Here is a 24,668-nt window from a genome sequence, read left to right as displayed (position 1 = left end):
CATATGCCAATCCCCAGGCACCTCCGGGAGGAACCCGCAGCCTCCGAGAGCGTTTGCCCAAATCCGAATTGGCAGGTTTGTTCGAACCGGATTAGTCTCCATCAATTGCCGACTGGCCCCGATCAGATGCGCCGCGTATGACGTTTGGTTTCACAATGCACAAGCGGACGCGGTTGCGCCGTGCGTATCTTACCGTTGTGGCTCTCAGCGTGCTGATTGCGACCGGCAATGAAGCAGGCGCGAGAGGCGAGGGCAGGGCCGAATCCGTCGTCTCGCGTGCCGCTGGCGAGCCGGTCATGGCCGTCGTATCGCTTCATAACCAGCGGATCACCATCTATGACGCCAATGGCTGGATTTTGCGGGCGCCAGTGTCGAGCGGTCAGAGGGGGCGTGAGACGCCCGCCGGCATCTTCAGCATCATCCAGAAGGAGGCCGAGCACTACTCCAACCTGTATGACGACGCGTCCATGCCTCATATGCAGCGCATTACGTGGTCGGGCATCGCGCTTCACGGCGGCGCCTTGCCAGGACATCCGGCGTCCCATGGCTGCATTCGGATGCCCTTCGACTTTGCGGAGCGGCTGTTCGACCTGACGCGGCTTGGCTTGCGGGTGATCGTTGCGCCGACCGATGTTGCGCCTGTCGAAATTGCCCACCCGGCTCTGTTGCAGTCGAAACCAGGTGCCAGCGCGCTCGCGGCCGCCCGAATTGCGGAGGCGGAGGAGGCGGCCAGAAGGACGAATCAGGCGAGGGGTGTCGCAGGGACGGCCTATCGGGAGTTTACGCGGGCCATGGTTCCGGTGCGCGTGGCGGAAAATCTGAAAGCAAGAGCGGAAGCACAATTAGCGGCCGCCGAGACCGCGCTTGGCTCCGCTGCATCGACCGAGGCGAAGCAACAGGCCGAGGACGCCAAGGAGAAAGTGGTTGCCAGAGTAGCCGAACTCGCGGAGCAATCGGCAGCCGCGAAGGCCGAGGTTCAACCCAAGCTCGACGCCCTTAACGCTGCGCGTGAGGCAGTCAACGCCGCCGAGACCACCCGGGTCAAGGCAGCCGAGGCAGCGCGCGAGGCGACACGCGCGCTCGAGCCGATATCGGTTCTCATCAGCCGCAAGACGCAACGGCTTTATGTCCGGCAAGCCTTTGAACCGGTATTCGACACGCCCATCACGGTGCAGGACCCCGATCGCCCAATTGGCACCCGTGTCTTTACGGCTGTGGAGCGCTCTGGCGATACCAATGTTCGATGGAGCGTCGTCTCATTGCGCGGCTTGGCAGAATCACGCGGGCTATCCTTTGGCAATGGCCGGGATGTCAACCCGACCGAGCCGAACAATGCAAAATCTGCGCTCGACCGGATTTTCATTCCGCAGGAGGCCCTGGATCGCATTCCGGGGATCGTCCCGCGATCTTCCCTGATCATCACGGATGAGGCGTTGAGCACCGAGACCGGCAAGGGGACTGACTTCGTGGTCCTTCTGAGCGGCGAACCGCAAGGGGGAATCAAATTCCGGCGGCGCGCTCCAGCCAACGAGGTTTCCTATTCGCGTCCACGCGACGTCCCGGTTTATTGGCGTTCCCCTTCGCCTTACGGGGCTCCGTTCTCCACGTGGTGAGAGCGGCAAAAAGAAAATCGGCCCTGCACAAAGCAGAACCGACCAAGTCAAGGGGGAATAAAGACCATCAAGCCGCAGCGCAGCCGATGGCGTGGAATAGATACAGGTAAATCCTGACGCGAACCTTACAGTCGGACGCGCATCCTATGCACGATTCATTGCAAGATATTTCCGGATGCTGTCCTCGATCCAATTCTTATGAACATTGCTGCGATACCGACGATCGCGGTGCGCTCGGTCTCAAAATACCGGCGACGCTGCTCGGCACCGCCGATGGGGTGATCGAACAGGGCGTGTTGACGAGCGCACCCGTTCTGTGAAGGCTTGCGCCGTCAAGGTATTTTGGACCGCGGGAGCCCATGTCCACAGAGATCGACCCCATCACGCGATCCGTCGTTCAGCACCGGCTGAGTTCGATCGTCAGGGAAATGGGCGAAGCCATGCTTCGCACGTCCTATTCGCAAATCCTCAACTCCAGCCGGGATTTCTCGCTTGCGATTTGCGATACGAGGAGCCGCCTGATCGCCCAGGCCGACCACATCCCGGTGCATGTTGGCGCACTGCCATGGGCGACACGGGCCGTCGAACAGCGCTTCAACGATGTGCGCCCCGGCGACGTCATTCTGCTGAACGATCCCTATCATGGCGGCAGCCACCTTCCCGACCTGACGGCATTCGTCCCGGTTTTCGATTCAGGAAGACGATTGCTGTGGACCATCGTTCGGGCCCATCAGAGCGACATCGGCGGCGCTACCCATGGCGCCTACAATCCTGCCGCGACCGAAATCTGGCAGGAAGGGTTGCGCGTCCCGCCGATCAAGTTGTACGAGGCCGGACGTTTGCGTGACGACCTGCTCGACATGCTGGCGTTGAACATCCGTAACCCCCGCGAGTTCCGCGGCGACCTCGCGGCCATGGTCGGCGCAGCCCATCTTGGCGAACGGCGGTTGTCGCATCTGTTTGCAGAATTCGGCGCGACGGTCGTGGAGGCGGCGGTGGAGACGATCCTTGACACCGCCGAGGCGCGAAGCCGCGCGGTGGTCTCGACCTGGACTGACGGGGTTTTCCATGGCGAGGCGTTTCTCGATGACGACGGCCATGGCCGCAGCGACATCAGGATCGCCGCGAAGGTGACGAAGATGGGCAGCGAGATCGAGGTCGACCTGTCCGACTCCGATTCCCAATCGACGAGCTTCGTCAATTCCTCGCATGCCAACATGCAGGCGGCGGTGGCGATGGCGTTCGCCTATCTGATTGAGCCCGACATACCGAAGAATGACGGCGCGTTACGGCCACTCAAGGTGATCGCGAGGCAAGGCACCGTGGTTTGGGCCGATCCGGGCCGCCCCGTCACGCTTTGCACCAGCCATCCTTCCAACGAGATCGTCGAGGCGGTCATCAAGGCGATGTCGGCTTGCTGCCCGGATCGGGTCATGGCCGGCTGGGGCCGGCGTTTCCGGATTGCGATCCAGGGCGAGGATCCGCGAACGGGGCGCAATTTCATCTGGCACATGTTTCAGGCACGCCCGGGCGGCGGTGCCTCGTCCGGTGGCGACGGCTGGTCGTCGATCGGCGAATGGCACTCGGTTGGCGGGATCAAGTTCGGAAGCATCGAGGTCGCCGAGGCGCGCTTTCCCCTGCATTTCAGGCATCATGAATTCCGCGCCGGCTCGGGCGGCGACGGACAGTTTCGCGGCGGTCTCGGCGTCGCCCTTGATCTCGTCCTCGAAACCGCAAAACCTGCCCGCGCCAATACGGCGGGCGATGGCGTGCGCTATGGCCCGTGCGGAATTCTCGGTGGTCGCGACGGCATTCCCCATGACTATCGCTTGACATCGGCCGACAGGCCGCCGCGTGTGCTGCGCACCAAGGAAGTCGGAATCGAGCTTCGGCCCGGCGATTGCCTTGAAATACGCTCCTCGGGCGGCGGCGGCTGGGGGCTTGCGGAAAAGCGGTCGCCGCAGGCGCGTCAGCGCGACCTTGAACAAGGCCTGGTCCGGACGACGGGGCAGGACGCTTGATGAATTTCACGATCGGAATCGACGTCGGCGGCACCTACACAGATTTGGTCGCCATCGATCAGAGCGGCGCGACCGTTTTCGCGAAATCGCCGTCGACGCCTGCCGATCAATCGATCGGCGTCATGGCCGGGCTCGATGAGCTGGCGCGCCGGTTGAAGCTGACGCGGGCGGAAATGCTCGGCCTGACGCAGCGCATCGTCCACGGAACCACGGTGGCAACCAACGCCCTTCTGGAGAGAAAGGGCGCCAAGGTCGCGCTACTGACGACCGAAGGCCACCGCGACGTCATCGAGATGCGCGAAGGCCTCAAGCCGGACCGTTACGATCTTCATACTCCGCCGCCCGAGCCTTTGGTGCCGCGCGAACTTCGTTTTGGGGTTCGTGAGCGATTGAAGGTGGACGGCAGCATCGCCGTCGCTCTCGACGAAAAATTGCTTGGCGAAGCCATCGCCGCGATCAAGCACGCCGGCGCGACATCGGTAGCGGTCTGCTTTTTGCATTCCTATCTCAACCCGGTTCACGAAAGGGCCGCGGCCGAGCGCGTGGGAGGTGAACTGTCGGGAGTGAGCCTCTCCCGCTCGAGCGACGTGTTGCCGCAGATCAAGGAATATGAACGCGTCTCGACGACGATCGTGAATGCCTATGTCGGGCCGCTGGTGCGACACTATCTCGTCAACCTGGAACAGCGCCTCACCGAGGCAGGATTCAAGGGCAAGCTGTTTATTGTTCTGTCGCATGGTGGCATGGCTCCGGTAGAGGAGGCCTCGCGACTTGCCGCTGGCACCGTGCTGTCGGGCCCGGCCGGCGGCGTATCGGGAGCACGGCGCTGCGCCGAGCTGCTCGGCATTTCCGATCTGGTGCCGTTCGACATGGGTGGCACCAGTACCGACATCTCGCTGATTTCGGAGGGCCGCGTATCGCTCTCGGCCGACGGCATGCTTGCCGGACAGCGTATCGCGCTGCGCAGCCTCGATATCGCCAGCATCGCGGCAGGAGGCGGGTCCATCGCCAGCGTGGAAGCGGGGCCAACGCTTCGCGTCGGTCCCGAAAGCGCGGGCTCGGTACCGGGGCCGGCATGCTACGGCAACGGCGGGACGGCTGCGACCGTTACCGACGCAAACGTCGTTCTCGGCTATCTCGACGCGGCTGCTTTCATGGGTGGGAAGCGTCCGCTCGACCGGGCCGCAGCGGAAGCCGCGGTCGACAGAGTAGCGGCCTCGCTCGGCCTGTCGCGCCTGCAAGCCGCGGCCGGCATTCACCGCATGATCAATCTGAAGATGGCCGATGGCATCCGCCTGATGACCCTGCGCCGCGGCGTCGATCCCAGGCGCTTTGCGCTTTTGAGTTTCGGCGGGGCGGCCGGCTTGCATACGATCGAGGTCGCGCGCGAACTTGGCATCAAGCGTGTCATCGTTCCGACCGCGGCCTCGGTGCTTTCCGCATGGGGCATGCTGACCAGCCATCTGCGCTACGAAGCGAGCCGGACTCATTACGGAACGGGTTCGCGCATTTCGGCCGAAGAGGTGCGCAAGTTGTTCGCCGAGCTCGATGAGCAGGCCGCGGGCCGCTTAAGGACCTGGTTCGACGGAGAGATCGCCGTCGAACGCTCCGCCGAGATGCGCTATGGCGAGCAGGTATTCGAGATCGACGTGCCGCTCGATGAGATCGACTGGAAATCAGTGTCGGTCGTCGAAGAGATCGAGCAGCGTTTTCACAAGCGACATGAAGAGCTTTACACCTATTCCTCGCCCGGCCAGGAGGTTGTGTTTGTAAACGCGCGCGTTGCCGCGATCGGGAAGGTGGCGACCCACGGGGAGGGTGCGAGGGTTGCGTCGGCTGTGCCGGGTATGCCTCGATCGCGGCAAGCGTTCTTCGGCAAATGGCGCGAGGTCCCGCTCTATGCGCTCGAATCCCTTGCGCCGGGCCAGTGCTTCGAAGGCATTGCGATCATCGAGGCGGAAACGACAACGATCGTCGTCAACGAGGGCGATAGGGTGACGGTCAATGCCTTCGGCTGGCTCGATATCGAACTTGCGGGCGGTGGCGGAGAAAATTGAGTGAAGTAAGTCGGCGGGCCGGCCGTCATGCTTCATCAATGCCCGCTGATGTCAATGTTGGCCGCCTTCAACGCCGCGATGGTTGCGTCGAGATGCGCCCGGTCCCTGGTTTCGATCACGACCTCGAGCAGGACCGCCTTCGCGGGCAGGTCGGTGAAGATGCGCTGATGAGATACCTCGACGATGTTGGCGCCCATCTTGCCGAGAATGGCGACGACGGTGCCGAGCTGGCCCGGCCGATCCGCAATGTCGAAGCGCAATTGCGTCAAACGGCCCTCGCGCGCAAGCTGACGGGTCAGCACACTCGACAGCAGGTGCGTGTCGATATTGCCCCCGCTCAGCACCATACCAACCTTGCGGCCGGCGAAGCGGGCCTCGTCGGCGAGGACCGCGGCAAGACCGGCGGCGCCCGCGCCTTCGGTGACGGTCTTCTCGATCGTAATCAGAAGGCTCACCGCCTGCTCGATCCGTTGCTCGCTCACCAGCACGATATCGTCGACAAGCGCGCGCACGATTTCTGAAGTGATACGGCCGGGCGCCTTGACCGAGATGCCCTCGGCCAGCGTGTCGCCCCGCATCGGAAGCTGTTGGGCTTTGATCAGATTATACATCGACGGACAAAGCGCAGCCTGCACGCCGATGATCTCGATGCCGGGTTTGAGCGTCCTGGCAGCAATCGCCATGCCGGATATCAGACCGCCGCCCCCGATCGGGACGATCAGGATGTCGAGGTCAGGAACCGCGCCAAGCATTTCCAGTGCGGTGGTGCCCTGGCCGGCGATGATCAACGGATCGTCGTAAGGATGGATGAAGGTCAAGTGCTGCTGGCGGCCATGCTCGATGGCGAGCGCGGTAGCCTCTTCCAGCGTCGCCCCACCCTCGATCACGTCGGTGCCGTGCCGGCGCGTATTTTCGATCTTCACCGTCGGAGTTCCCACCGGCACGAAGATCGTCGCGGGTATGAAGAGGCGGGCGGCGTGATAGGCCACGCCCTGGGCGTGGTTGCCGGCTGACGCCGCGATCACGCCTCGGCGCCGTTCTTCGGCAGACAGTGCCGACAGCCGGTTGAGCGCACCGCGCTCCTTGAACGTGGCCGTAAACTGCAGGTTCTCGAATTTCAGCCAGATATCCGCGCCGGTGATGTCGGACAGCGTCCTGCTGCGGTCACAGATCGTCCGCTTCACGGAACCGGCCAGCAGTGCTGCCGCGGCCTCGATGTCACCAAAGCTGACCGGCAGGCGCGCAAGGGAGGCTGTCAACGTCTTGTCCATGAAATACGGATCCCGGTTGGCGGTTCCAGGCTCGATGCGGAATACCGTATGCTAGTCTCGAACCAGACCGGCAAAAATCAAAATTTTCTGCAGACTCGCTCAAAGGGCCGGGGCATAAACAATTCCGCTGTCGCTTTATGGTCCGGTGATTCAGGGCAAAACCGCAAGGGGATAGAACGTGACGCCGTTGCTGCGCGGCCTCGACCGCTTGATTGGCCAATTTGTTGCCGCGGCCAAATGGCTTGCCTTGCCGTTGATCCTCTTGTTGTTCCTGCAATGGCCGCTGCGCGACCTCCTTCACAAATTTTCACGGGAAGCCAACGATTTGGGGCAGGTGGCCTTTGCCCTCTTCGTCGCGGTGAGCGTAACGGCAGCGACCCGCGCCGGCACCCATCTCGCCGCGGATGTTTTGGCGCGGCGCTATCCCGAACGCGTGCGGCGGCGTCTCAACCAGGTCGGCAACGCCATCGGACTTCTGCCCTGGGCGATGTTCGTCCTGATCGCCAGCAGGACAGTTGTGCTTTCCAGCGTTCGAGACCTCGAGTCATTTCAGGACAGCGGCAATCCCGGATATTTCCTGGTCAAGCTCGCGCTCTGGCTGCTGGCGATTTTGGTGATTGGCCAATCGCTGGTCGAGATTTTCCGTCCTCTTATGGTGGACGACGACTGATGGAGTGGATGGGACTGGCGCTCCTTGTGCTGGTGGGAATAGGCATTATCGCCACCGGCCTGCCGGCCGCGATCGTCCTGATCACGGTTGCAACGTTCGGCGCGATCATCGGTGTTGCCACAGGCGCCATCGACGCCGCCACCCTTGGGGCATTGCCGACCCGCCTGGTCAATCTGCTCGAAAACGACTTGCTTCAAGCCTTGCCCCTCTATGTGACCATGGGTCTGTTGCTCGACCGGCTTCCGGTCGCCGACGCACTTTATCGCGCCGGCAGCGCCGTACTTCCGCGCACGCCATCCGCCCCGCTGGTGTCGGGCATGATGCTGGGTGCCTTGCTCGGGCCGATGAACGGCTCGGTCGGCGCCAGCGTGCTCGGACTGTCCCGCGTGGTCGCGCCGCGCCTTGCGGCAGAAGGCATTCCCGCGCCCAATCGGCATGCGATCGTTGCAGTCGCCTCCACACTCGGCGTGCTGGTGCCGCCGTCCCTGGTCCTCATCCTTCTCAGTGATGCGATGTTGTCGGCTCACACCATGGCAGTGACGGCGACGGGAAGAAGCGATCGGGTCGTCAATACGCAGGATATTTTTCATGCGGCGCTCGTGCCCGGCGGGATTTTTCTCGCGCTGTGCCTGGCGTTGTCCTGGATCGCCGGACGAACCGCGACCAAATTGCCGGTGCGCGAGCGTCTGACGGCAGGGCAGGCGTGGCTCGCCTCAATTGCGCTCGTCTCCTTGATCACACTGTTGGGCGGAGTAGCCCTTGGATTCTTTTATGCCGTCGAGGCCGCGGCAATGGGGGCGTTTGCGTTTCTTGCGGCGGGCCTTGTGACGGGCCGCCTGCGCGGCAAAGTGCTGAATGACGTGCTGAACGATGCGATCGCGCTCACCGGTGCTCTCTTTTCGTTACTGCTGGCGGCAACCACCTTCACGATGATCTTGAGGCTACTGGGAACAGCCGATCTCGTCGGCAGGATGTTATCCTCAATTCCGGGCGGCGATATTGCGGCGGTCGCCGTCGTGCTCGGCGTACTCGGCTTGAGCGCCTTCGTGCTCGACGCCTTCGAAATCATCTTCGTCATCGTGCCGATCGTGATTCCGCCGCTCCTGATCCGCGTGGCCGATGCGCGCTGGGTCTCGGTGCTGGTGCTGTTGACGCTACAGTCGAGTTTTCTGCTGCCGCCCTTCGGCTATGCCCTAATGATGGTTCGCAGCGTCCTCAAGGAGGCGGTCGCCTTTCGCTCTTTCGTGCGGGCGCTTGCGCCGTTTCTGGCGGCGCAATGGTTTTTGCTGCTGTTGGTGTTGTTCTTTCCGCAACTCACCCATTTGGGGATGTCTTCGGACAGTTCGCGGCTTCCCTCAGCCCCTCTTTCGGACGAGGAATTCAACAAGCGCCTCAACGAAATGATAAGATTGCCGGAGCTGGATACGAACGAAGACCTGAACCGCCGGTGAGAAAAGTTAACCCTGCCTGGGTGCGGCGTCGCGCTTGACGCCGCCGGCCGTCTCCTCCCGCTTGACTTCGGGGAACAGCCACATCGCGAAAATCATGAACAGGCCGAGGAAGGCCACGACATACTGGATGCGATCATGCCCGAGCAGATGCTGATGCCAGGCGGCGATGGCCGCCACCAGGATCGTGACCAGCGAAAGGCCAAGCTTGATTTTGACGGGCATCGCCGCGTTCTCCCCTATGAGAAAAATCTACGACAAGTTCTTCGCCAGCGTCGCCAGCGCCAGCAGTTGGATTGCGATCAGCGTGACAAGTCCCTTGCTGCCGTCGCGGAATGAGGAGGGCCAGATCTCGAACAGGGCGGGAGAAAACAGCACGACAAGACCGGCCACGACAATCAGCGTGCTCCATCTGAGTTCGGAATAGCCGAAAATTGCCGTCCCGATCAACAGTGCCGCCAGCAACACCGCATTGCCGGCGACTAGTACCAGGCCCGCATTGGATTTCAACGAATCGGGGCGGGAGTGAAGCGGAAACATCCCGGCAATGACGAGAAAGGAGAGGGTGCAGACGGTAGCGAATACCGCAAACCAGAGCAGCGAAATCCAGTGCGGCTCGATCGCGTCCATCTTTCCTCAGCCCGTCGCTCGATCCGCCTATTCAGCCGGGGTGGCAAACCCCGATGCCTGTCCGGCCATCACCGGCCTGGGGGTGCGCGCCGTCTTGCGCATATTGGTCTTGACGAAACGCGTGTCATAGCCGTTCAAGAGATGGCCGATCAGCCCGCGATCGAGATCGGAGGTGCCGAACAGCCAGTCCATGATCGGGAACGTCAGATTCATGTTGCGCTCCATCATGATTGATTGATCGTGATGGGCAGTGTGATGACGCCGGATCGTATTGACGAACGGCATGTTGCGGACGAACCAGTTTTCGTCGACATGGCAGCAGAAGTGCATGAACTCGTAAATCAGGTACATCGACGTCGTGGTCGAGATCAAAAGCCAGCCGACATTGGGCGAGACCAGCCAGCCAAGGATGAGCGCCGGCGGGATCGACATCATCGTGAACGTCACCAGCGCGTAGGGCGGGAAGAACGTCACGCGCCAGTCATGGTGATCGGCAAAGCGCATCTCCTTCTCGGTGAAGAACTGGTGATGCATCAACGTGTGCCGGTTGTAGATCGCGCGGAACGCTCTCACCTGCGAGGGCCGGTGCATCACGAAACGGTGGATCCACCATTCGAAGAAATTGGCGAACAGGAAGGTGACGGGGACGATCAGGAACTCCCACCAGCGCAGGTTCTCGATATTGGCGAAATAGACGTAGAGCGCGGTGAAGCCGATCACGTAGATGACGAAGGCATGCAGCCAGCCGTTGTACCAGCCGACGATGCGGTGGCGGTAGGTGGCCCGGTAATTCCGCTGCCGTTGCGTCATCGGGCTCGAGGAAAGTTCCATCTCGTCGTCTCCGGAAGATCGTTGGCCGGTGTAATATATCACCAGTCTATTAGACGGCAAAGCGGTTTTCGCATGCTGAATGGTCGGAAAAAACGCTTGATGCGATGTCACTGAGATATTTATGGTATGCCAACGCCAGGCGCGGCAGATGCGCATCAATAACGGGAGGCACGCATGAAGCTCACGCGTCGCGAGTTTTCCTTCTCGGCAGGGACAGCGATCATCGCAGCCGCCATGCCGAAGATGTCGGCGCCGGCGCTGGCGCAGGACAAGCCGCTGCGCATCGGAATTATTGCGCCGCGATCGGGCGCGGCGGGAACAGCCGGCGAATGCGGCATTCGCGGGGTGCAATGGGGGGCGGAGCGCATGAACAAGGACGGCGGAATCGCCGGCCGCAAGATTGAACTGGTGTTCGAGGAGGAGACCAATCCGAAGGATACGATCGAGCGCTTCCGCCGTCTGATCCTGCAGGAGAAGGTCGAGGCTGTTCACGGGCTGATCTCGACCGGCGTTAGTCTTGGCGTCGCGCCGGTAGCCGAAGAGGAGCAGGCGCTGCTCGTGATGTGGGACGGCACGACCCAGGACGGCGTCAAGGAGACCATGGCGAAGCCGCGCTATGTCTTCCGCTCCACCGACAATGAGTGCGAAGCGGTGATGGGCTCGCTGCTGGCGATCAAATATTTCAAGGGCAAGTTCAAGCGCGTGGCCGGCATCAATCCCGACTATTCCTACGGCCGCAACAACTGGGAGGCATTCCGGCAGATCCTCTCCCGCTACGGCATCGAGGCCGAATTCGTCGCCGAGCAATGGCCGAAGGTCGGTACCATGGACCTGACCTCGCATGTCGCTGCGCTGAAGGCCGCCAAGCCAGATCTGATTTTTTCATCGATGCTGTTTGCCGATCTGCCGGTTTTCATGAAGCAGGGGAATGCGGCCGGGCTGTTCGAAAATACCAGGCTGGTGCTGCCGGGAGCCGGCTGGCAGATCAACCAGCTCAAGAAGGAATTCATGCCGGAAGGCGTGATCTTCGGCCACAACACGCTCTATTTCGATCATCCGCAGGCCTCCGCGCTGCAGAAGGCGTTCGTGCAGGATTACAAGGACCGCTACAAGGAAGTCCCACATTGGGAGGCGGACCGGGCATATTTCGCGCTTGTGACCTACAAGGCCGGCGTCGAAGCGGCGCAAAGGGCCGCGGGCAAGTGGCCGACGCCGGAACAGGTGGCTGAAGCGATGCCGGGCCAGGAAGTCGAGAGCCTCGGCGGCAAGGGGCGCTTCCGAAAGGACAAGATCGCCGAGCAGGTGTTCTATCAGGGACCATCCACCAACAAGAACAATTACGATTTTCCCACGCTCGCTTCGATCGACACCTTCCAGGCCGAGCAGTTGCAGAAGCCGCCGGGCGCGGATTTCTGGGAGTGGATCAAAACCGCCAAAATGCCGGTCTAGTGCAATGGATTTGACATTCGCGACACCCCCCCGCGGCAAACTCGTAAAGCGAATGTCAAATCCAGAACTCCCCCGGACACAAATATTGCCAGTGGTCCTTTTGATTCCGACATTCGCAAAAGTGGCCGCTGAAACGGGAAGCGAATGTTAGAATCGGACCACTAGTGCAGCGAATTTGAAAATCCTATCGGTGTCGGGGCAAGTTCGTAATAGGAACTTCAAATTCAAAGCCGCTACTCAAATCAACAAGTTGCTGGAGCTCCCTTGATTCCGAAGTTCGCATCAGGGGTCGCCGCGAGAGCTTGCGAACTTCGGAATCGGAGCTCTAGGATATGACCGAGCTGGTGGATGTCGCTCTCGGCGGGATTTTCCACGCCGCGGTGCTGTTCCTTGTCGCCGCAGGGCTCCAGCTCGTGTTCGGGGTCCAGAAGATCGTCAATCTCGCCTGCGGATCGTTCTATGCTTTGGGCGCGTATTTCGGGATCACCGCGGTTGGCGTCGCCATCAGGCTCGGCATGCCGCCGGTATTGTTCTTTCCGGTGCTGATCGTTGCCGGGCTTGCGATCGGTGTTGTCGGCTTGCCGATCGAGCGCGTGCTGCGCACAGTCTATCGCCGGGACGAGAGTTACCAGCTCCTGATCACCTTCGGTTTCCTGCTGATGTTTCAGGACGCGTTTCGGTATTTGTGGGGCGCAACCCCGCGGACAATGGACAATGTCTATCTCGCTTACGGCACCGCGCATTTCCTCGGAGTTCGGGTCCCGACCTATAATCTCCTCGTGATCGCCGCGAGCCTCGCCATCGCCTCGGGGCTCGGTCTCTTCCTCGAGCGCACCAGAACCGGCCGCATCGTGCGTGCGACCGCGGAAAACCGCGACATGGCCGAAGGCCTCGGCGTCAACGCGTCGAGGATTTTTGCGCTGGTCTTCACCGTCGGCTGTATGCTCGGCACGATCGGTGGCGCGCTGGTGGTGCCCTCGGGTGCGGCTTCGCTCGACATGGCGGTCGAACTGGTAGTTGAATCCTTTGCGGTGGTGGTGATCGGCGGGCTCGGCAGCATGCGCGGCGCGCTGGTCGGCGCGCTGATCGTAGGCCTGATGCGCGCTTTTGCCATCTCCCTGATGCCTGAACTGGAGATGCTGTCGGTCTATCTGGTGGTCGTGGCCGTGCTCATCCTGCGTCCCGCAGGGCTGTTCGGAAAGGCAACCGCGTGAGCCATCCGTCAATTGGTATAGTCTCGCCCGCGACCGTGCCGCGAACGATACGCATCGATGGATCCTGGGTTCTGCTCGCCCTGGTGGCAATCCTGGCGTTGCTGCCGCTGGTCGCCTCGCCATACGTGCTATTGTTGATGCTGCCATTCGTGGGCTATGCCATCGCGCTTTTCGGATTCAATCTTCTGTTCGGCACGACCGGACTTCTGTCATTCGGCCACGCACTCTTCCTCGGCGTCGGCGCCTATACCGCGGCGGTGCTGACCTCGAAATTCGGAATTTTGAGTTTTGAAATCATCCTGGTTGTGGCAGCCCTTATATCGGCCCTTGTCTCGGTGATCATCGGCAGCCTGTGCGTCCGTTATACCAAAATCTTCTTCGGCATGCTCACGCTTGCGTTTGGCATGCTGTTTCATTCCTTCCTGTTCAAGTTCTACGCCGTCACCGGCGGTGACCAGGGAATGCGGGTGCTGCGGCCGCTGCTGCTCGGCATGGAATGGCGCGGCGGAAAGACCGCCTTTCTCATCGGCCCGTTCTACTACTACGCGCTGACCCTGTTTGCGCTGCTGGGATTGACGATGTGGCGCATCACCCGATCGCCGTTCGGATTGCATCTGCGCGCCATCCGCGAAAACGCTCCCAAGGCCGCCTATGTCGGGGTCGAGATTTTCCGGATGCGGCTGAAGGCCTTCGTGATTTCGGCTGTCTATGGCGGGATCGGCGGAACTATTCTTGCCGTCACCACGGGGCTGGCGGATCCCGAACTCGCTTATTGGACCCACTCCGGCAACCTGGTGTTCATGGCGGTACTGGGCGGCAGCGGGACCTTCGTCGGTCCGGCGATCGGCGCGCTGGTGTTCGTCGTGCTGCAGGACTTTGTCATGGCCGTCACCCAATACTGGCGCTTCGTGATGGGCGCCATATTGGTGTGTCTGGTGATCTTCATGCCGCAGGGCCTCGCCGGCACGATCGAACTTCTCTTCACGCGCCGCGATCGGGAGGCATGAGATGCAGCCGCAGTCCGTGGCGACAGCCAGTATGGTGCCCCTGTTCGAGACCATCAGCGTGTCCAAGGCCTTTGGCGTGTTCAAGGCACTTAGCGACATCTCCTTCTCCGTCAGCGAGGGCGAGTTCGTCTCCATCGTCGGGCCGAACGGCGCCGGAAAAACCACGCTCGTCAACGTCGTGACCGGTCTGTTACGTCCTACCGCCGGAGAAGTGCGCTTTCTCGGGCGCGACATCGCCGGAATAGGACCAGTCGAGCTTGCAAGGCTTGGAATGTCGCGGGCGTTTCAATTGGTGAATATTTTTCCCGCGCTCACCGTGCGAGAAACGCTGGCGGTTGCGATTGCCTCGCGTCTGCGCCGTGTGTCCAATCCGTTCCGCTCGCTCAAGCGCGATGGCGTGTTGCAGGCGGACGCCGAGCGCGTTGCCGAAGTGCTCGGTCTGCGGAGCAAACTCGAGAACGTCGCCTCCACGCTCTCGCAAGGAGAAAAGAAACTGCTCGATATCGCCAGCGCCTTTGCCCTCAATCCGACCATCATCCTTCTCGACGAGCCGACCAGCGGCGTATCGACCGCCGACAAGCACGCCATCATGGAAGTTCTCGTCGCTGCGGCGAAAGCCGCAGGCGTACGCGCGATCGTGCAGGTCGAGCATGACATGGATCTCGTCGAACGCTACTCGCATCGCATTGTCGCGCTGCAGGCCGGTTCGCTTCTGGCCGACATGACGCCTGCCGCGTTCTTTGCCGATCCGGCGATGACCGCAGCGGTCGTGGGCACTCGCCCGAGACTGTGAAAGAGACTTTGAAGAAAGCGCATGTTTGAGAGAGCCGATGCGATGCTGAATCTGTCGAATCTGAGGGTGGACATCGAGGGCAGCCGCATCCTCAACGGCATCAGCCTGACTGTTGCCGGCGGTGAACTCGTGTGCCTGGTGGGGCGCAACGGCGCGGGAAAGACGACGACGTTCCGCACCATCATGGGCTATCGGCGTCCCCGGTCCGGCGGAATCGATTTTGACGGTGTGAGCCTTGCGAGGATGCCGACCTGGCAGATTGCACAGAGCGGCATCGGGTTTTCGCCGGAAGAGTCGGAAGTGTATTCGGATCTGACGGTTGCCGAGAATATCGAACTATCGACATGGACCCGGCCGACCGGCCGGGCGGCCGATGCACGCATCGAGGAAGCCTATGGCGTATTTCCGAAACTGCGCCAGTACCTCGCCCGCGGCGGCGCACAGCTTTCAGGCGGCGAGCGCAAGATGGTGTCGATCGCGCGCGCTCTGACCCTCGATCCCAAACTGCTGCTGCTCGACGAGCCGTTTGAAGGACTGTCTCCGGCGATCATTCCATCGATCGCGGCAGGGGTGGCTTCGATCCGCGCAATGGGCAAAGGCATCCTGATCGCCGAATCCAACGTGCATCACATTCCCGACTATACCGACCGCATCTATGTGCTGGAACGCGGCGAGGTGATGTTTTCCGGCACGCTTTCCGAAGCCTACCGGGATCGCGATGTGATGAGGGTGATTGCAGGCAGGATCGAAACTGCTTCCTGACCGTGAGAGGTGCCAACAGTGGAGGACGACATGAAGATTTACGCAGGCGACCGGACCATCGACGGCGTCAAGGTCACAGTCGACGGCGCGCCACTCGATCCCAGCGTCAACGTCGAGGAGTTTACCAAAAACGGCTTCGAGTGGAGTTACGAGGGACCGGAGCCGCGTCAGCTCGCGCTGGCGCTGTTGATGGATCATCTCGGCGACAGGGCCGCCGTCAAAGCCATGGTCGAGCCGTTCATGCGCGAGGTCGTTGCCAATTTCGGCAATGAATGGGAGATGACCTCGGCCGACATTGATTCTGCGCTCGCTGCGCTTTCCGGCAAGCGGGTTGCGTAATGCGAAGTTTTCGCGCGGCCGTGCTGCATGCGCCGCACACGCCGGTGTCGATCGTGCCAGTCACGTTGGCGGCATTGAAGCCGACCGATGTCCTGGTTCGGATCCGCGCGGCCGGCCTCTGCCATACCGATCTCGAGGTGATCGAGGGATCGCTGCGCTATCCGTTGCCGATCGTGCTTGGCCATGAGGCGGCAGGCGTGGTCGAACAGGTCGGCGCCGCGGCGCGCGGGGTGAAGGTGGGCGACCATGTCGTGCTGTCCTGGAATCCCCATTGCGGGCACTGCTTTTATTGCGATCGCGACGCGCCGATCCTGTGCGAGCAGTATCTGGGCGAGGGACCGAAGGCGCTGCCATTCGACGGCGAAAGCCGGTTGAGCCTTTCGGATGGACGGATGCTGCAGCAGCTGATGTTTTTGGGCTCGTTCGGTGAATATTGTGTCGTCGCCGATCAGCAGGCCATTCCCATTCCGAAGGAGGTTCCGTTTGACCGCGCCTGCCTGATCGGCTGCGGGGTGATGACCGGCGTCGGTGCTGCGCTTAATCTTGGTGCGATCGCGCACGGCGATGCCGTGATGGTGGTCGGATGCGGAGCGGTCGGCCTGTCTGCAGTACAAGGCGCGCGCCTTGCCGGCGCTGGCACGATCATCGCGGTGGACCTCGATCCGGCCAAGCTCGAGCTTGCCGGGCGGCTCGGCGCCAGCGTGGGCGTGAATGCGTCAAGCGAGGATGCGATCGCCGTCGCAAGGCGCGAAACGGCCGGCCGGGGCGTCGATGTGGTGATCGAAGCGGCCGGCAGCAGCTCTGCCTTTCGCATCACTGCGGAGGCCGTGCGGCCCGGCGGTCAGGTGATCTGGCTCGGCAAGATCGACGTCAACAAGGATGTTTCGTTCCGCTGGGGCTCGCTGATGCAGGAGAAACGCATCCGTCGCGTCTCTTACGGCAATGCGCGGCCGCGCCGCGACTTCCCCTTGCTTGCGCGCGCCTATCTCGACGGGTCGTTGGTGCTGGATGAGCTGATCTCCCGTCGCATCAGGCTCGAGGAGATCAACGACGGCTTTGCCGCCTTGAAGCGCGGCGAGACCATTCGCAGCGTCGTCATGTTCGACTGAGGCGGCAAATCAGGTGTCGAGCGTCTTGCGCGCGAAATCCTCGATATAGTCGATCAGCCGGTCCGAGGCGGTGGCGGCAGCCTTCACCCTTTTCTGCGCGACAGCCTCGGCGACCGCGGCGTGCAGCTTGGCGGCGAGCGGCAAGTCCGCCACTTGCTGATAGTGCTGATACCAGAACCGGCGCGACAGCGCGTTCATCAATCCCATGGACCTTCGGGCGAATTCGTTTCGGGCCGCGGTTGCAATCAGCATGTTGAAGCGCTGATCGAGGCGCATGAAAGCGATGTCGTCGGCCTTTTCGGCCGCGGCAAGCATGGCCTGCGCAACTTCGGCAAATTCACGGCGCTCTTCCGGTGTCGCGCGATCGGCGGCCAGACCAGCCATCAGGCGTTCGAGCTCGCGGCGGACCTCGAGCAGCCGCAGCTGCAGCCTCAAATTGATTTCGGAAACCATGATGCCGCGCCTCGGCATGATGACGACAAGCCCGTCTCTGGCCAGCCGCTGCAGAGCTTCGCGGATCGGGGTACGGCCGATCTTGAGTCGGGAGGCCAGCGCCTGTTCCGACAATATGGTACCGGGCGACAGCCGTAGCGTGACGATCAGCTCTTCCAGCTCGCGATAGGCGCGATCCGTCAGCGTGCCGTCTTCCTCGCCGGTCCGGGAGCGGCGTTTGGCTTGTCTTTTCGATTTCAAACCGTTTGCCATGTGCGCGAAGCTCGAACCCGGGGCAAGTCGCGGTGGTTCATCCCAAAGGTATATTGGACATATATCACAAGGCAACAGCCTGCGACCGAGCGAAAGCTGGTCAATCGGTTGCGGATAACGGCAATTGCCTCGCTTCGGCGGATGATCTTCGCTATTTCGGATCGTTCTGGTCTGGTCCCATCGCCCAGAGCCATTGATCGTGACCGGTAGCGAAGGTGGCGTTGGTCTGGGCCGGATTGCGGTTGACCAGCGGCCGCAAATACATCGGGTGCGTGACGCTGCGGACCTCGTGCTCCACGGTGAACAGACGTCGGCCGTTTGCGGGATCGACGATATCGCGAAAGCGATATTGGTAGCGATTGTCCTCGCGACAGACGAGGCCGCGCTCCGACAGCGCACGATAGGGGCCGGAAAAATTTGTGATGTAGATCTGCACGTGGTGGCCGTCATATTCCGGCTGCGGCCGGTCGGTCTCCCTGAAAAGGAGATGCTGGTTCTGGCCCGTTTTCACCGATGCAACGGTGGCGTCCCACAACTCTGCCGGCATTCCCATGATCTTTGGGTAAAACTCGCAGATGGCATTCGCGGTGCCCGCCGGCACCTCGAACTCGACATAGGGGATTCCGAGAGTAATACGCCCGAAGCGCGCCGCATCCGGCTCGAAACAGCGCATGCGATTGCCCCAGGGAAAGGTCGCCTCGACATGGTCGTTGTGCTCGCGGAACGCGAACGCCGTCCCCCTCAATTTGTGCGCTATCGAAGCGAGCCGGTCGAGCAGCGCCTTGCGCCCCGAAATGACGAGCCCGATGTGGCCTCGTAACACCTGCGCCTTGCCGCTCGGCAGATGAAACTGGCTCCTGCCGACATTGACCCACATGTTGTCGTCGGACGTCATCAGATAAGGGTCACGGGTAAGTCCCAGCCCAGTCACATAGAACAATGTCGCCAAATGCTGATCGGGCACCCGGACGTTGACGTGCTCCAGATGAATTGAGTTCCCGAGGTCTTCGGCGGCGCGGTCGAATTTCGGCATCGAATGTGGTCCCCGGATACGGACGACCCATCCGCGGTTATCATTGATTTTGCTATGGAATTTTGGATATTTGGTTTTCAACCCATACAAACGGCCATATACGGGTCATTGCCTTCTGCGCGGCGCTGTGACAAACCGCCGAGCGCCGCATTGGAGGAGTCCCCGCCCATGCCGCGTGCGCAGCTCGTCGAAACTTACATTTCCTCGCTGCCATTGGTAGAGGTTGCCATCGTCGGCGCCGGCCTGCAGTGCATGATCCGCGCAGGCAGCCACGGCGAGATCGCGCCGGGCGAGATAGTCCAGCACAGGTATTTTTTCAAATCATCGCACGCCGAGCTGGTACTCCTGACGATCGGCCCCGAAGGCCTATCAGGCAAACCTGCGGCCACGCTGGCGGCGTCGATCGAGCAAGCGGCGGCAAAGCTCGGTGCCAAATGGCAAACGTCTGACGCGCTCCGCAAGGCCGCCGAGGTGCAGGTCGCCGAGATCGTCGAGCGCGTCAAGGCTTCCGGCCAGCACGGCGCCCTGAAACCGTGGAACACGCGATATCGCCAGTACCGCCTCGCGCAGGTCGAAAAGCGCGAACCGGCGATTCCTTATTCTGCTTTTCTCGAGCAATTCGTGATCACGCCTACCGTGCGCAGCATCGCGGCGAGGGCAGGATGATCTAGCCCCAAAAGAAAAAGCCCCGGCTGCCGCAGCAAACCGGGGGCCATCTCAAATTCACCGCGCGTGGTGATTCACTCGCAGCGGAGTTTTTTCACCCTTGTTCGGCATGGCGCTGTGCCATTGCTTTGGCTTCTTTCAAAGTCGGCGCTTGGCCGATGCGCTCGCTGGCCATACCGACAGCGCTGCGGGCTCCGGTCCTGCAGCGCAAGACCGTAAAGTATTCCGCAACAGTGCGCGTGGCACGATCGCCTCTTCCAAGCACGGGCCCCTCGATTCGATATTCACTGCCGTCACTGCCTGATGCACACCATTCGCGCGGGCCCTTGATAGCTTCTTCCGAAGTGACCCATTGCAACATCTTTTGTCTGTCGCTCATTTTGCCTCCGCTATTCCGCTGCTGTTCAGCAGAGCTTTGGCGGCCGTCGCCAACGTTTCCAGCAGATCGCAATCTGAAAACGGTTCCGTATGTTCGGCCTCGAGTTCATTGGCATATAGGATCATGGATCGCAGGCCGGGCAGCGTCGTCGGCACGGTCGCCGCGAGCTCCAGCGCATCGTAGGCCGCGGCGCCGGGGCCATCGGTGATGGCCCGCTCGTCGTCAACGGACAAACCAGGGCGCCCGTTGACTTCATTCCAAGCGAGTTGCTCGACTGCCGCGGCACTCCTGTGGGCCTCGATCGCCGCAAAGATCGGATCGGTGACATGCCCGGGAGAGGCCCGGGCATCGGCGGGGATCGCAGCGGCAACAGCGCCGCCGGCAGCGACGGTGAATAAATGCCGCCGCGTCGTCGTGTTTGTGGGTGCCTTGGCCATGGATTGAACCCTTTCTGTGGCTGGGGTTAGAGCCGTGGCGGAAGTGTTGCGCGCTTCCCCTCGGCTTGCTTTTATGGTACTACACTTTATGGCAAAAAAGTCAAATAAAGTAGTACCAAAAAAGCGGCGCGGACGTCCCGCCACCGGGCGCGATCCCGTCACCGCCATCAGGCTTTCAAACGAACTTCGTGAAACCGTCGACAGGTGGGCCGCGTCACAAGACGACGAGCCCAGCCGCTCCGAGGCGATCCGCCGGCTTGTCTTGATCGCGCTGGGGCTCGGGCTGAAGGCGAAGGGGAAATAGAACGCGATGCCTACCGGAACATTGAAAATGTGGAATGCCGATCGCGGCTACGGCTTCATCGCGGATGATGCCGGCGGCCCGGACATGTTTCTACACATCAGCGCGCTGCAGGCAGCGCTCATCGATCCAGACGACATTAGAAAAGGCGACCGCCTGACCTTTGATGTTGAGAGCACTCGGGAGGGCAAGACGAAGGCCGGCAACGTTCGGCGGACGGGCTGAAGCGCCCGCAGGCGGATGCCGCCGCCCTGGTCGAGCTCGGGCTGAGGGCAAGGAAATAACAACACCGACCGCGATGCTCCTTTGCCAAAGCTTGTGGACGCGGCACTTGCTATTGCGCCTGTACGACCGACTGAGACACCGCCAGATCGACGCCGCAAGTTCACGGTAATTGAGGGCGGAAAGGAATGAGACGATAATGATTCGCTGGCGATACAGAGTATTGTCTAGCGTTAACAAAGTGTTAACTATTTAATAATTCCTCCCTTGATATCAAGCAGTTAACATCCTATGTTCCGTCTTGAGAAGCGAGGTTGTCCCTAAAGGATGACGCCGCGCTCATTCAGGGGCCCGTGCTTTTATTAGCGCGGGCTTCCGCGTATTTGGGGGGTGCGTGAGCACCAATTTTGTATACCTCGACGAGTTTGGTCATATCGGGCCATATATGTCCCGCACCAACCTTCGATACAATGAAAGCCCTGTTTTCGGTTTAGCTGGCATAATTTTGCCAGAGACAGCAATCCGTCCGTTCGCGACCCAATTCCTACAACTGAAAGAGCATCTTTTTAAAGCTGAGATCGCCAAAGTGGGCACGATAGGCGCACTTTGGGAAAAAAAGGGAAACGTTATTTTCACGACCAAACATATTGCTAAATATCCCCACTTTCGAGCTACAGGTCTTCGTTTGCTGAACAATGTTCGCAACTGCGGCGGGAAAGTCTTTTATTACGGCAGAGAAAAGATTTCAGGGACAACGAACGTAAATTCAACCGGCCTCTACACCACGGTACTTGGTCAGACGATCCGCCAGCTCGAAAGTTTCAGCGAGGCGCGTCAAACCAACTATGTCATGGTGGTTGATGAGCATTCGGCACGCAAACAGCTATTGATAACCGCCTCAAAGACCATGTTTGGTCAAAATCCGGCTCGGCGCCTTTTGAGTCCGCCATTTGAGGTCGAAAGCTATATCAATCAGAACATCCAAGCTGCCGATTGGGTAGCTGCTATCGTCGGACGCCTTTGGGCTTATGAAATTCGCCCAAGACACTATGCAGATCATGCCGATTTCAAAAAATATTTTTGGGACCGCCTACATCAGGTTTCGACGCACAGCACGGTGCTTCCCCGCTGAGTCCCGGCCCAAAAGGCCAGCCATAGTCATATGTGCCGATTACGCGTCGGGCCTCGTCAGCGATCATTTGGCAAGCAGCCGCGACGGCGGCATGACCGACGGTTTTCAGTTCGAGGTCGATTACTTTCAGCTTCACGATAAATTCGGCGATGGTGTAAATGCCGCCGGTTGTCATAATTTCTCACACTCCGATCGCTTCCTAAGAAATGTCGCCGGCGACCAGTGGGGCGAGGACCAGCCGCCGGCGACCACAGCGCCAGGCCAGCGGTGAACATCAAGCCGCCGGGCGTCGCCGATTCACTTGCGCTTCACTTTTTGGTTCGCGTAATTGGCGGCGTTGATCTGCGGCCGCGTCGGCGCCTCGTGCAAAACGCCGAGCGGTTTGCCAGATCCATGATGGTACGTCGGCTTCGGCGCGGGCGTGCGATCGCGATTCATTGGGCTATTGTGCGTGCCGGTGCCTCGCAAGCGTTTCATGGTCGTCTCCTTGTTATGCGCTGCCGCTGAGGATCTCGTCGACCCGCTGGTAGAAGCGTGCATCGATTTCGCGTAGTTCGGCCTGATATGCCGCCTCCCCATCGAGTGCCGATGTCGTCGGCCTGGTGCGATCTTCCGGAGGCGCTTTCGGCGCCTCGGCGGCGACCTTGGATTCGAACGCCTTGACCTCATCCTCAAAGTCCGCGCGGGGCAATCCTGCATCGACTGAATCGCTTGCGAGATCATTCCGCACCATGTTGTCGAGCATCAGGATCTCGCTTTCCGTACCTTTACGCGCGGCGATCGCGTCCTGAAGCCCGTGATGGAGCTCGGCCAGGCGTTCCTGCTTCGTTGCGGCGTAAACATCAAGCTCACCCTTCTCGCGGAAACCGCTCACCCAGGGCTTCTCCCTCAACACAGCATCATCCATCAGGCTCTCCATGGAAAGATGAAGTCTTTCTGCGCTTCAAATTTCGGAAGCCGTGATCCGACCAATACACGATCCGAAGCCGATCGCGGCATAGCCCTGCCGGCTACATCGACCCCGAAATGTGATTTCATCACCATCTTGCAAAAAGCTGCGCTGCTCGCCATTCGGAAGGACCACCGGCTTCGCACCTGCGCTAGTAAACTCCAACATACTGCTAAGTTCGGCTGGGCTTGGTCCGGAGATGGTGCCTGTTCCAATCAAATCACCAGGCAGCAAGTTACAACCGTTGACGGTGTGATGGGCGACCATCTGCGCTGGCGTCCAATAGAGGTATTTCGCGTTCGAAGTGAGGATTTCGAACGAGGGCTCTTTCGCGCCGCGCATCTTCTCGGTCGACAGCAACACCTGGAGGCGGACGTCGAGACCGCCATTCGCCTGGTCCGCGGCATCGTACAAGTAATCGAGCGGACGCGGATCGCCGTCCGGGCGTGACAGCGCGGCGACGCGGAAAGGCACGAGCGCATCCGCCGTCACCACCCATGGTGAGACTGAGGTCGCGAAGCTTTTGCTGAGGAAGGGGCCGAGCGGATACATCTCCCAGCGCTGGATGTCACGCGCCGACCAGTCGTTCAAGAGCGAGAAGCCGGCGATCTCCTGCGCCGCTTCGGCAATCGGAATGAGCTTACCAAGCCGGTTGCCGCCGCCGAGATAGAAGCCCATTTCGAGCTCGAAATCCAACCGCTCGCACGGGCCAAAACTCGGCGGTGTGCCGGCAGCCGTCGGCGGACGCTGCCCCAGCGGCCGCTGTACCGCGCCATGTCCGACCTGCACCGATGAAGCCCGGCCGTGATAGGCGATGGGTACCCATTTGTAGTTCTCTGGCAGCGGATCTTCTGGCCTCAGCAGGGCGCCGGCCGCGCGAGCGTGATAGATGCCGGCATAGAAATCGGAATAGTTCGACACTTTCGTCGGAAGATGGAGGGTGCATGCACCCAGGGGCGTCAACAGATCCGACGCATGCCGCCGGACCTGATTGCTGGAGCTACCCTGGTCGAGCATATCGGCGACCGTCCGACGCAGGTCGCGCATCGCGGCGAGACCGAGCGCAAACAACGAATTGAGCGACGTCTTCTGCAAGGCACCGCGCGCCTGTTCCGTGAAACGTTCGCCGGCGCCGCTCGCTTTCTTTAGGTCCAAGACGTGGCCGCCGATCGCCACGCCAATACGGGGAGTCGAATCAGCTCTGGTGCCGAATACCCCGAGCGGAAGGTTCTGGATTGGAAAATCATTGTCCGGACGATTGGCGTCTTCTACAAAACTGCGCCTTGCAGGATCATGGGTCTCGTCGAGAGTGGGGAATTCCATCATTGTGTGTCCGCCGGCGTTATGCACGATCCAGCGAGTTCGCGGCGGCGGCGCGAACGAACATCTTCGCGCGATTGTAGGCTTCAATCTCTGCGTCCGAGATGCCGAGTTCTCTAAGGATCTCGTCGTTATGTTCGCCCTGAAAGGCAGGCTGCGAAACCTCGCCGAGGACGCTTTCGGAGAAATGCCACGGGTGGCCGGGCAATCGGTACGTACCGCCAAACCGGTCCGGTACCTCCCGAACGGCTCCCCAATACTCCGCCCACTCGGTCTCCGACAGGTCCTTGAGAGAACGCACGACGCCCAC

29 protein-coding genes and 1 pseudogene are annotated in these 24,668 nt (G+C 61.0%); 18 read left to right on the top strand and 12 right to left on the bottom strand.

Annotation, left to right across the window (positions count from 1 at the left end):
* Positions 1-155: 155 nt before the first annotated feature.
* The 4 genes from VNX23_RS24500 to VNX23_RS24485 all read left to right on the top strand — a co-directional run bounded on the left by VNX23_RS24500 (position 156) and on the right by VNX23_RS24485 (position 5,691).
* A complete protein-coding gene (locus tag VNX23_RS24500) occupies positions 156-1,613 on the top strand; it encodes a L,D-transpeptidase family protein (RefSeq protein ID WP_325634148.1) in 1,458 nt (485 codons plus the stop codon).
* A 146-nt stretch (positions 1,614-1,759) separates the two neighbouring features.
* Positions 1,760-1,933, top strand: coding sequence for a hypothetical protein (locus VNX23_RS24495; RefSeq protein ID WP_325634147.1), 174 nt, complete (start codon positions 1,760-1,762; stop codon positions 1,931-1,933).
* 39 nt (positions 1,934-1,972) lie between these two features.
* The gene (locus VNX23_RS24490; protein ID WP_325634146.1) at positions 1,973-3,634 is read left to right on the top strand and encodes a hydantoinase B/oxoprolinase family protein; all 1,662 of its coding nucleotides are present in this window, start codon (positions 1,973-1,975) and stop codon (positions 3,632-3,634) included.
* The gene (locus tag VNX23_RS24485) at positions 3,634-5,691 is read left to right on the top strand and encodes a hydantoinase/oxoprolinase family protein (protein WP_325634145.1); all 2,058 of its coding nucleotides are present in this window, start codon (positions 3,634-3,636) and stop codon (positions 5,689-5,691) included. Before VNX23_RS24490 ends, VNX23_RS24485 begins: the two co-directional genes overlap by 1 nt.
* Positions 5,692-5,726: 35 nt before the next feature.
* Here VNX23_RS24485 and VNX23_RS24480 read toward each other — a convergent pair whose 3' ends face one another.
* On the bottom strand, positions 5,727-6,962 hold the full coding sequence (locus VNX23_RS24480) for a threonine ammonia-lyase (RefSeq protein ID WP_325634144.1): 1,236 nt from the start codon (positions 6,960-6,962) through the stop codon (positions 5,727-5,729).
* 178 nt (positions 6,963-7,140) lie between these two features.
* Between VNX23_RS24480 and VNX23_RS24475 the strand changes: the two genes are divergently transcribed.
* Together VNX23_RS24475 and VNX23_RS24470 are read left to right on the top strand one after the other, a co-directional pair.
* A complete protein-coding gene (locus VNX23_RS24475) occupies positions 7,141-7,632 on the top strand; it encodes a TRAP transporter small permease subunit (protein WP_325634143.1) in 492 nt (163 codons plus the stop codon).
* Positions 7,632-9,083 (top strand): TRAP transporter large permease subunit, encoded by a 1,452-nt coding sequence (locus VNX23_RS24470; RefSeq protein WP_325634142.1) that lies wholly within the window; start codon positions 7,632-7,634, stop codon positions 9,081-9,083. Before VNX23_RS24475 ends, VNX23_RS24470 begins: the two co-directional genes overlap by 1 nt.
* 6 nt (positions 9,084-9,089) lie before the next feature.
* Here VNX23_RS24470 and VNX23_RS24465 read toward each other — a convergent pair whose 3' ends face one another.
* The 3 genes from VNX23_RS24465 to VNX23_RS24455 are packed head-to-tail and all read right to left on the bottom strand — an operon-like array spanning position 9,090 to position 10,541.
* Complete coding sequence (locus tag VNX23_RS24465) at positions 9,090-9,305, bottom strand: hypothetical protein (protein WP_325634141.1); 216 nt, start codon at positions 9,303-9,305, stop codon at positions 9,090-9,092.
* A 27-nt stretch (positions 9,306-9,332) separates the two neighbouring features.
* Positions 9,333-9,710, bottom strand: a complete 378-nt coding sequence (locus tag VNX23_RS24460) for a hypothetical protein (RefSeq protein ID WP_325634140.1) — start codon at positions 9,708-9,710, stop codon at positions 9,333-9,335.
* A 27-nt stretch (positions 9,711-9,737) separates the two neighbouring features.
* Positions 9,738-10,541, bottom strand: coding sequence for a sterol desaturase family protein (locus VNX23_RS24455; RefSeq protein WP_325634139.1), 804 nt, complete (start codon positions 10,539-10,541; stop codon positions 9,738-9,740).
* A gap of 174 nt (positions 10,542-10,715) precedes the next feature.
* Here VNX23_RS24455 and VNX23_RS24450 point away from each other — a divergent pair, with 174 nt between their 5' ends.
* The 7 genes from VNX23_RS24450 to VNX23_RS24420 all read left to right on the top strand — a co-directional run bounded on the left by VNX23_RS24450 (position 10,716) and on the right by VNX23_RS24420 (position 17,214).
* A complete protein-coding gene (locus VNX23_RS24450; RefSeq protein WP_325634138.1) occupies positions 10,716-11,990 on the top strand; it encodes an ABC transporter substrate-binding protein in 1,275 nt (424 codons plus the stop codon).
* Between the two features lie 332 nt (positions 11,991-12,322).
* A complete protein-coding gene (locus tag VNX23_RS24445; protein WP_325634137.1) occupies positions 12,323-13,204 on the top strand; it encodes a branched-chain amino acid ABC transporter permease in 882 nt (293 codons plus the stop codon).
* The gene (locus VNX23_RS24440; RefSeq protein ID WP_325634136.1) at positions 13,201-14,211 is read left to right on the top strand and encodes a branched-chain amino acid ABC transporter permease; all 1,011 of its coding nucleotides are present in this window, start codon (positions 13,201-13,203) and stop codon (positions 14,209-14,211) included. The genes VNX23_RS24445 and VNX23_RS24440 overlap by 4 nt, the downstream gene beginning before the upstream one ends.
* 1 nt (position 14,212) lies before the next feature.
* On the top strand, positions 14,213-15,004 hold the full coding sequence (locus VNX23_RS24435) for an ABC transporter ATP-binding protein (RefSeq protein WP_325634135.1): 792 nt from the start codon (positions 14,213-14,215) through the stop codon (positions 15,002-15,004).
* 42 nt (positions 15,005-15,046) lie between these two features.
* Positions 15,047-15,766, top strand: coding sequence for an ABC transporter ATP-binding protein (locus tag VNX23_RS24430; RefSeq protein WP_325634134.1), 720 nt, complete (start codon positions 15,047-15,049; stop codon positions 15,764-15,766).
* A gap of 30 nt (positions 15,767-15,796) precedes the next feature.
* Positions 15,797-16,105, top strand: coding sequence for a DUF6166 domain-containing protein (locus VNX23_RS24425; protein ID WP_325634133.1), 309 nt, complete (start codon positions 15,797-15,799; stop codon positions 16,103-16,105).
* Positions 16,105-17,214 (top strand): Zn-dependent alcohol dehydrogenase, encoded by a 1,110-nt coding sequence (locus VNX23_RS24420; RefSeq protein ID WP_325634132.1) that lies wholly within the window; start codon positions 16,105-16,107, stop codon positions 17,212-17,214. The genes VNX23_RS24425 and VNX23_RS24420 overlap by 1 nt, the downstream gene beginning before the upstream one ends.
* Positions 17,215-17,223: 9 nt before the next feature.
* Here the strand turns inward: VNX23_RS24420 and VNX23_RS24415 are convergent, their stop codons facing one another.
* A complete protein-coding gene (locus VNX23_RS24415) occupies positions 17,224-17,919 on the bottom strand; it encodes a GntR family transcriptional regulator (RefSeq protein ID WP_325634131.1) in 696 nt (231 codons plus the stop codon).
* Between the two features lie 151 nt (positions 17,920-18,070).
* Positions 18,071-18,952 (bottom strand): hypothetical protein, encoded by an 882-nt coding sequence (locus tag VNX23_RS24410; protein WP_325634130.1) that lies wholly within the window; start codon positions 18,950-18,952, stop codon positions 18,071-18,073.
* 168 nt (positions 18,953-19,120) lie between these two features.
* On the opposite strand from VNX23_RS24410, the gene VNX23_RS24405 reads away from it, so the two are divergent.
* Positions 19,121-19,618 (top strand): hypothetical protein, encoded by a 498-nt coding sequence (locus tag VNX23_RS24405; protein ID WP_325634129.1) that lies wholly within the window; start codon positions 19,121-19,123, stop codon positions 19,616-19,618.
* A gap of 94 nt (positions 19,619-19,712) precedes the next feature.
* Here the strand turns inward: VNX23_RS24405 and VNX23_RS24400 are convergent, their stop codons facing one another.
* Both VNX23_RS24400 and VNX23_RS24395 read right to left on the bottom strand, forming a co-directional pair.
* Positions 19,713-19,997 (bottom strand): hypothetical protein, encoded by a 285-nt coding sequence (locus VNX23_RS24400; protein ID WP_325634128.1) that lies wholly within the window; start codon positions 19,995-19,997, stop codon positions 19,713-19,715.
* The gene (locus tag VNX23_RS24395) at positions 19,994-20,434 is read right to left on the bottom strand and encodes a hypothetical protein (protein WP_325634127.1); all 441 of its coding nucleotides are present in this window, start codon (positions 20,432-20,434) and stop codon (positions 19,994-19,996) included. The genes VNX23_RS24400 and VNX23_RS24395 overlap by 4 nt, the downstream gene beginning before the upstream one ends.
* A gap of 34 nt (positions 20,435-20,468) precedes the next feature.
* Here VNX23_RS24395 and VNX23_RS24390 point away from each other — a divergent pair, with 34 nt between their 5' ends.
* The 4 genes from VNX23_RS24390 to VNX23_RS24375 all read left to right on the top strand — a co-directional run bounded on the left by VNX23_RS24390 (position 20,469) and on the right by VNX23_RS24375 (position 22,360).
* Entirely contained in the window at positions 20,469-20,738 is a 270-nt protein-coding gene (locus VNX23_RS24390) for a hypothetical protein (protein ID WP_325634126.1), read from the top strand.
* 27 nt (positions 20,739-20,765) lie between these two features.
* Positions 20,766-20,960: a cold-shock protein gene (locus tag VNX23_RS24385; RefSeq protein ID WP_414643071.1), complete on the top strand. Its 195-nt coding sequence runs from the start codon at positions 20,766-20,768 to the stop codon at positions 20,958-20,960.
* A 391-nt stretch (positions 20,961-21,351) separates the two neighbouring features.
* On the top strand, positions 21,352-22,089 hold the full coding sequence (locus tag VNX23_RS24380) for a DUF3800 domain-containing protein (RefSeq protein ID WP_325634124.1): 738 nt from the start codon (positions 21,352-21,354) through the stop codon (positions 22,087-22,089).
* Between the two features lie 91 nt (positions 22,090-22,180).
* Complete coding sequence (locus VNX23_RS24375; protein ID WP_325634123.1) at positions 22,181-22,360, top strand: hypothetical protein; 180 nt, start codon at positions 22,181-22,183, stop codon at positions 22,358-22,360.
* Between the two features lie 26 nt (positions 22,361-22,386).
* Here the strand turns inward: VNX23_RS24375 and VNX23_RS24370 are convergent, their stop codons facing one another.
* The 4 genes and pseudogenes from VNX23_RS24370 to VNX23_RS24355 form a co-directional block, all read right to left on the bottom strand.
* Positions 22,387-22,566: a hypothetical protein gene (locus VNX23_RS24370; protein WP_325634122.1), complete on the bottom strand. Its 180-nt coding sequence runs from the start codon at positions 22,564-22,566 to the stop codon at positions 22,387-22,389.
* 13 nt (positions 22,567-22,579) lie between these two features.
* Entirely contained in the window at positions 22,580-22,996 is a 417-nt protein-coding gene (locus VNX23_RS24365; RefSeq protein WP_325634121.1) for a hypothetical protein, read from the bottom strand.
* A 36-nt stretch (positions 22,997-23,032) separates the two neighbouring features.
* Positions 23,033-24,364 carry a fumarylacetoacetase gene (gene fahA / locus VNX23_RS24360; RefSeq protein ID WP_325634120.1) on the bottom strand — a complete coding sequence of 444 codons (1,332 nt, stop codon included), beginning with the start codon at positions 24,362-24,364 and terminating at the stop codon, positions 23,033-23,035.
* Between the two features lie 16 nt (positions 24,365-24,380).
* Positions 24,381-24,668: pseudogene (locus VNX23_RS24355) on the bottom strand (CoA transferase); the annotation flags it as partial.

It is taken from the genome of Bradyrhizobium sp. (assembly GCF_035570375.1).
Lineage (GTDB): Bacteria > Pseudomonadota > Alphaproteobacteria > Rhizobiales > Xanthobacteraceae > Bradyrhizobium.
Note: the sequence above shows the minus strand (reverse complement) of the source record. Positions and strands in the feature narration are given on the sequence as shown.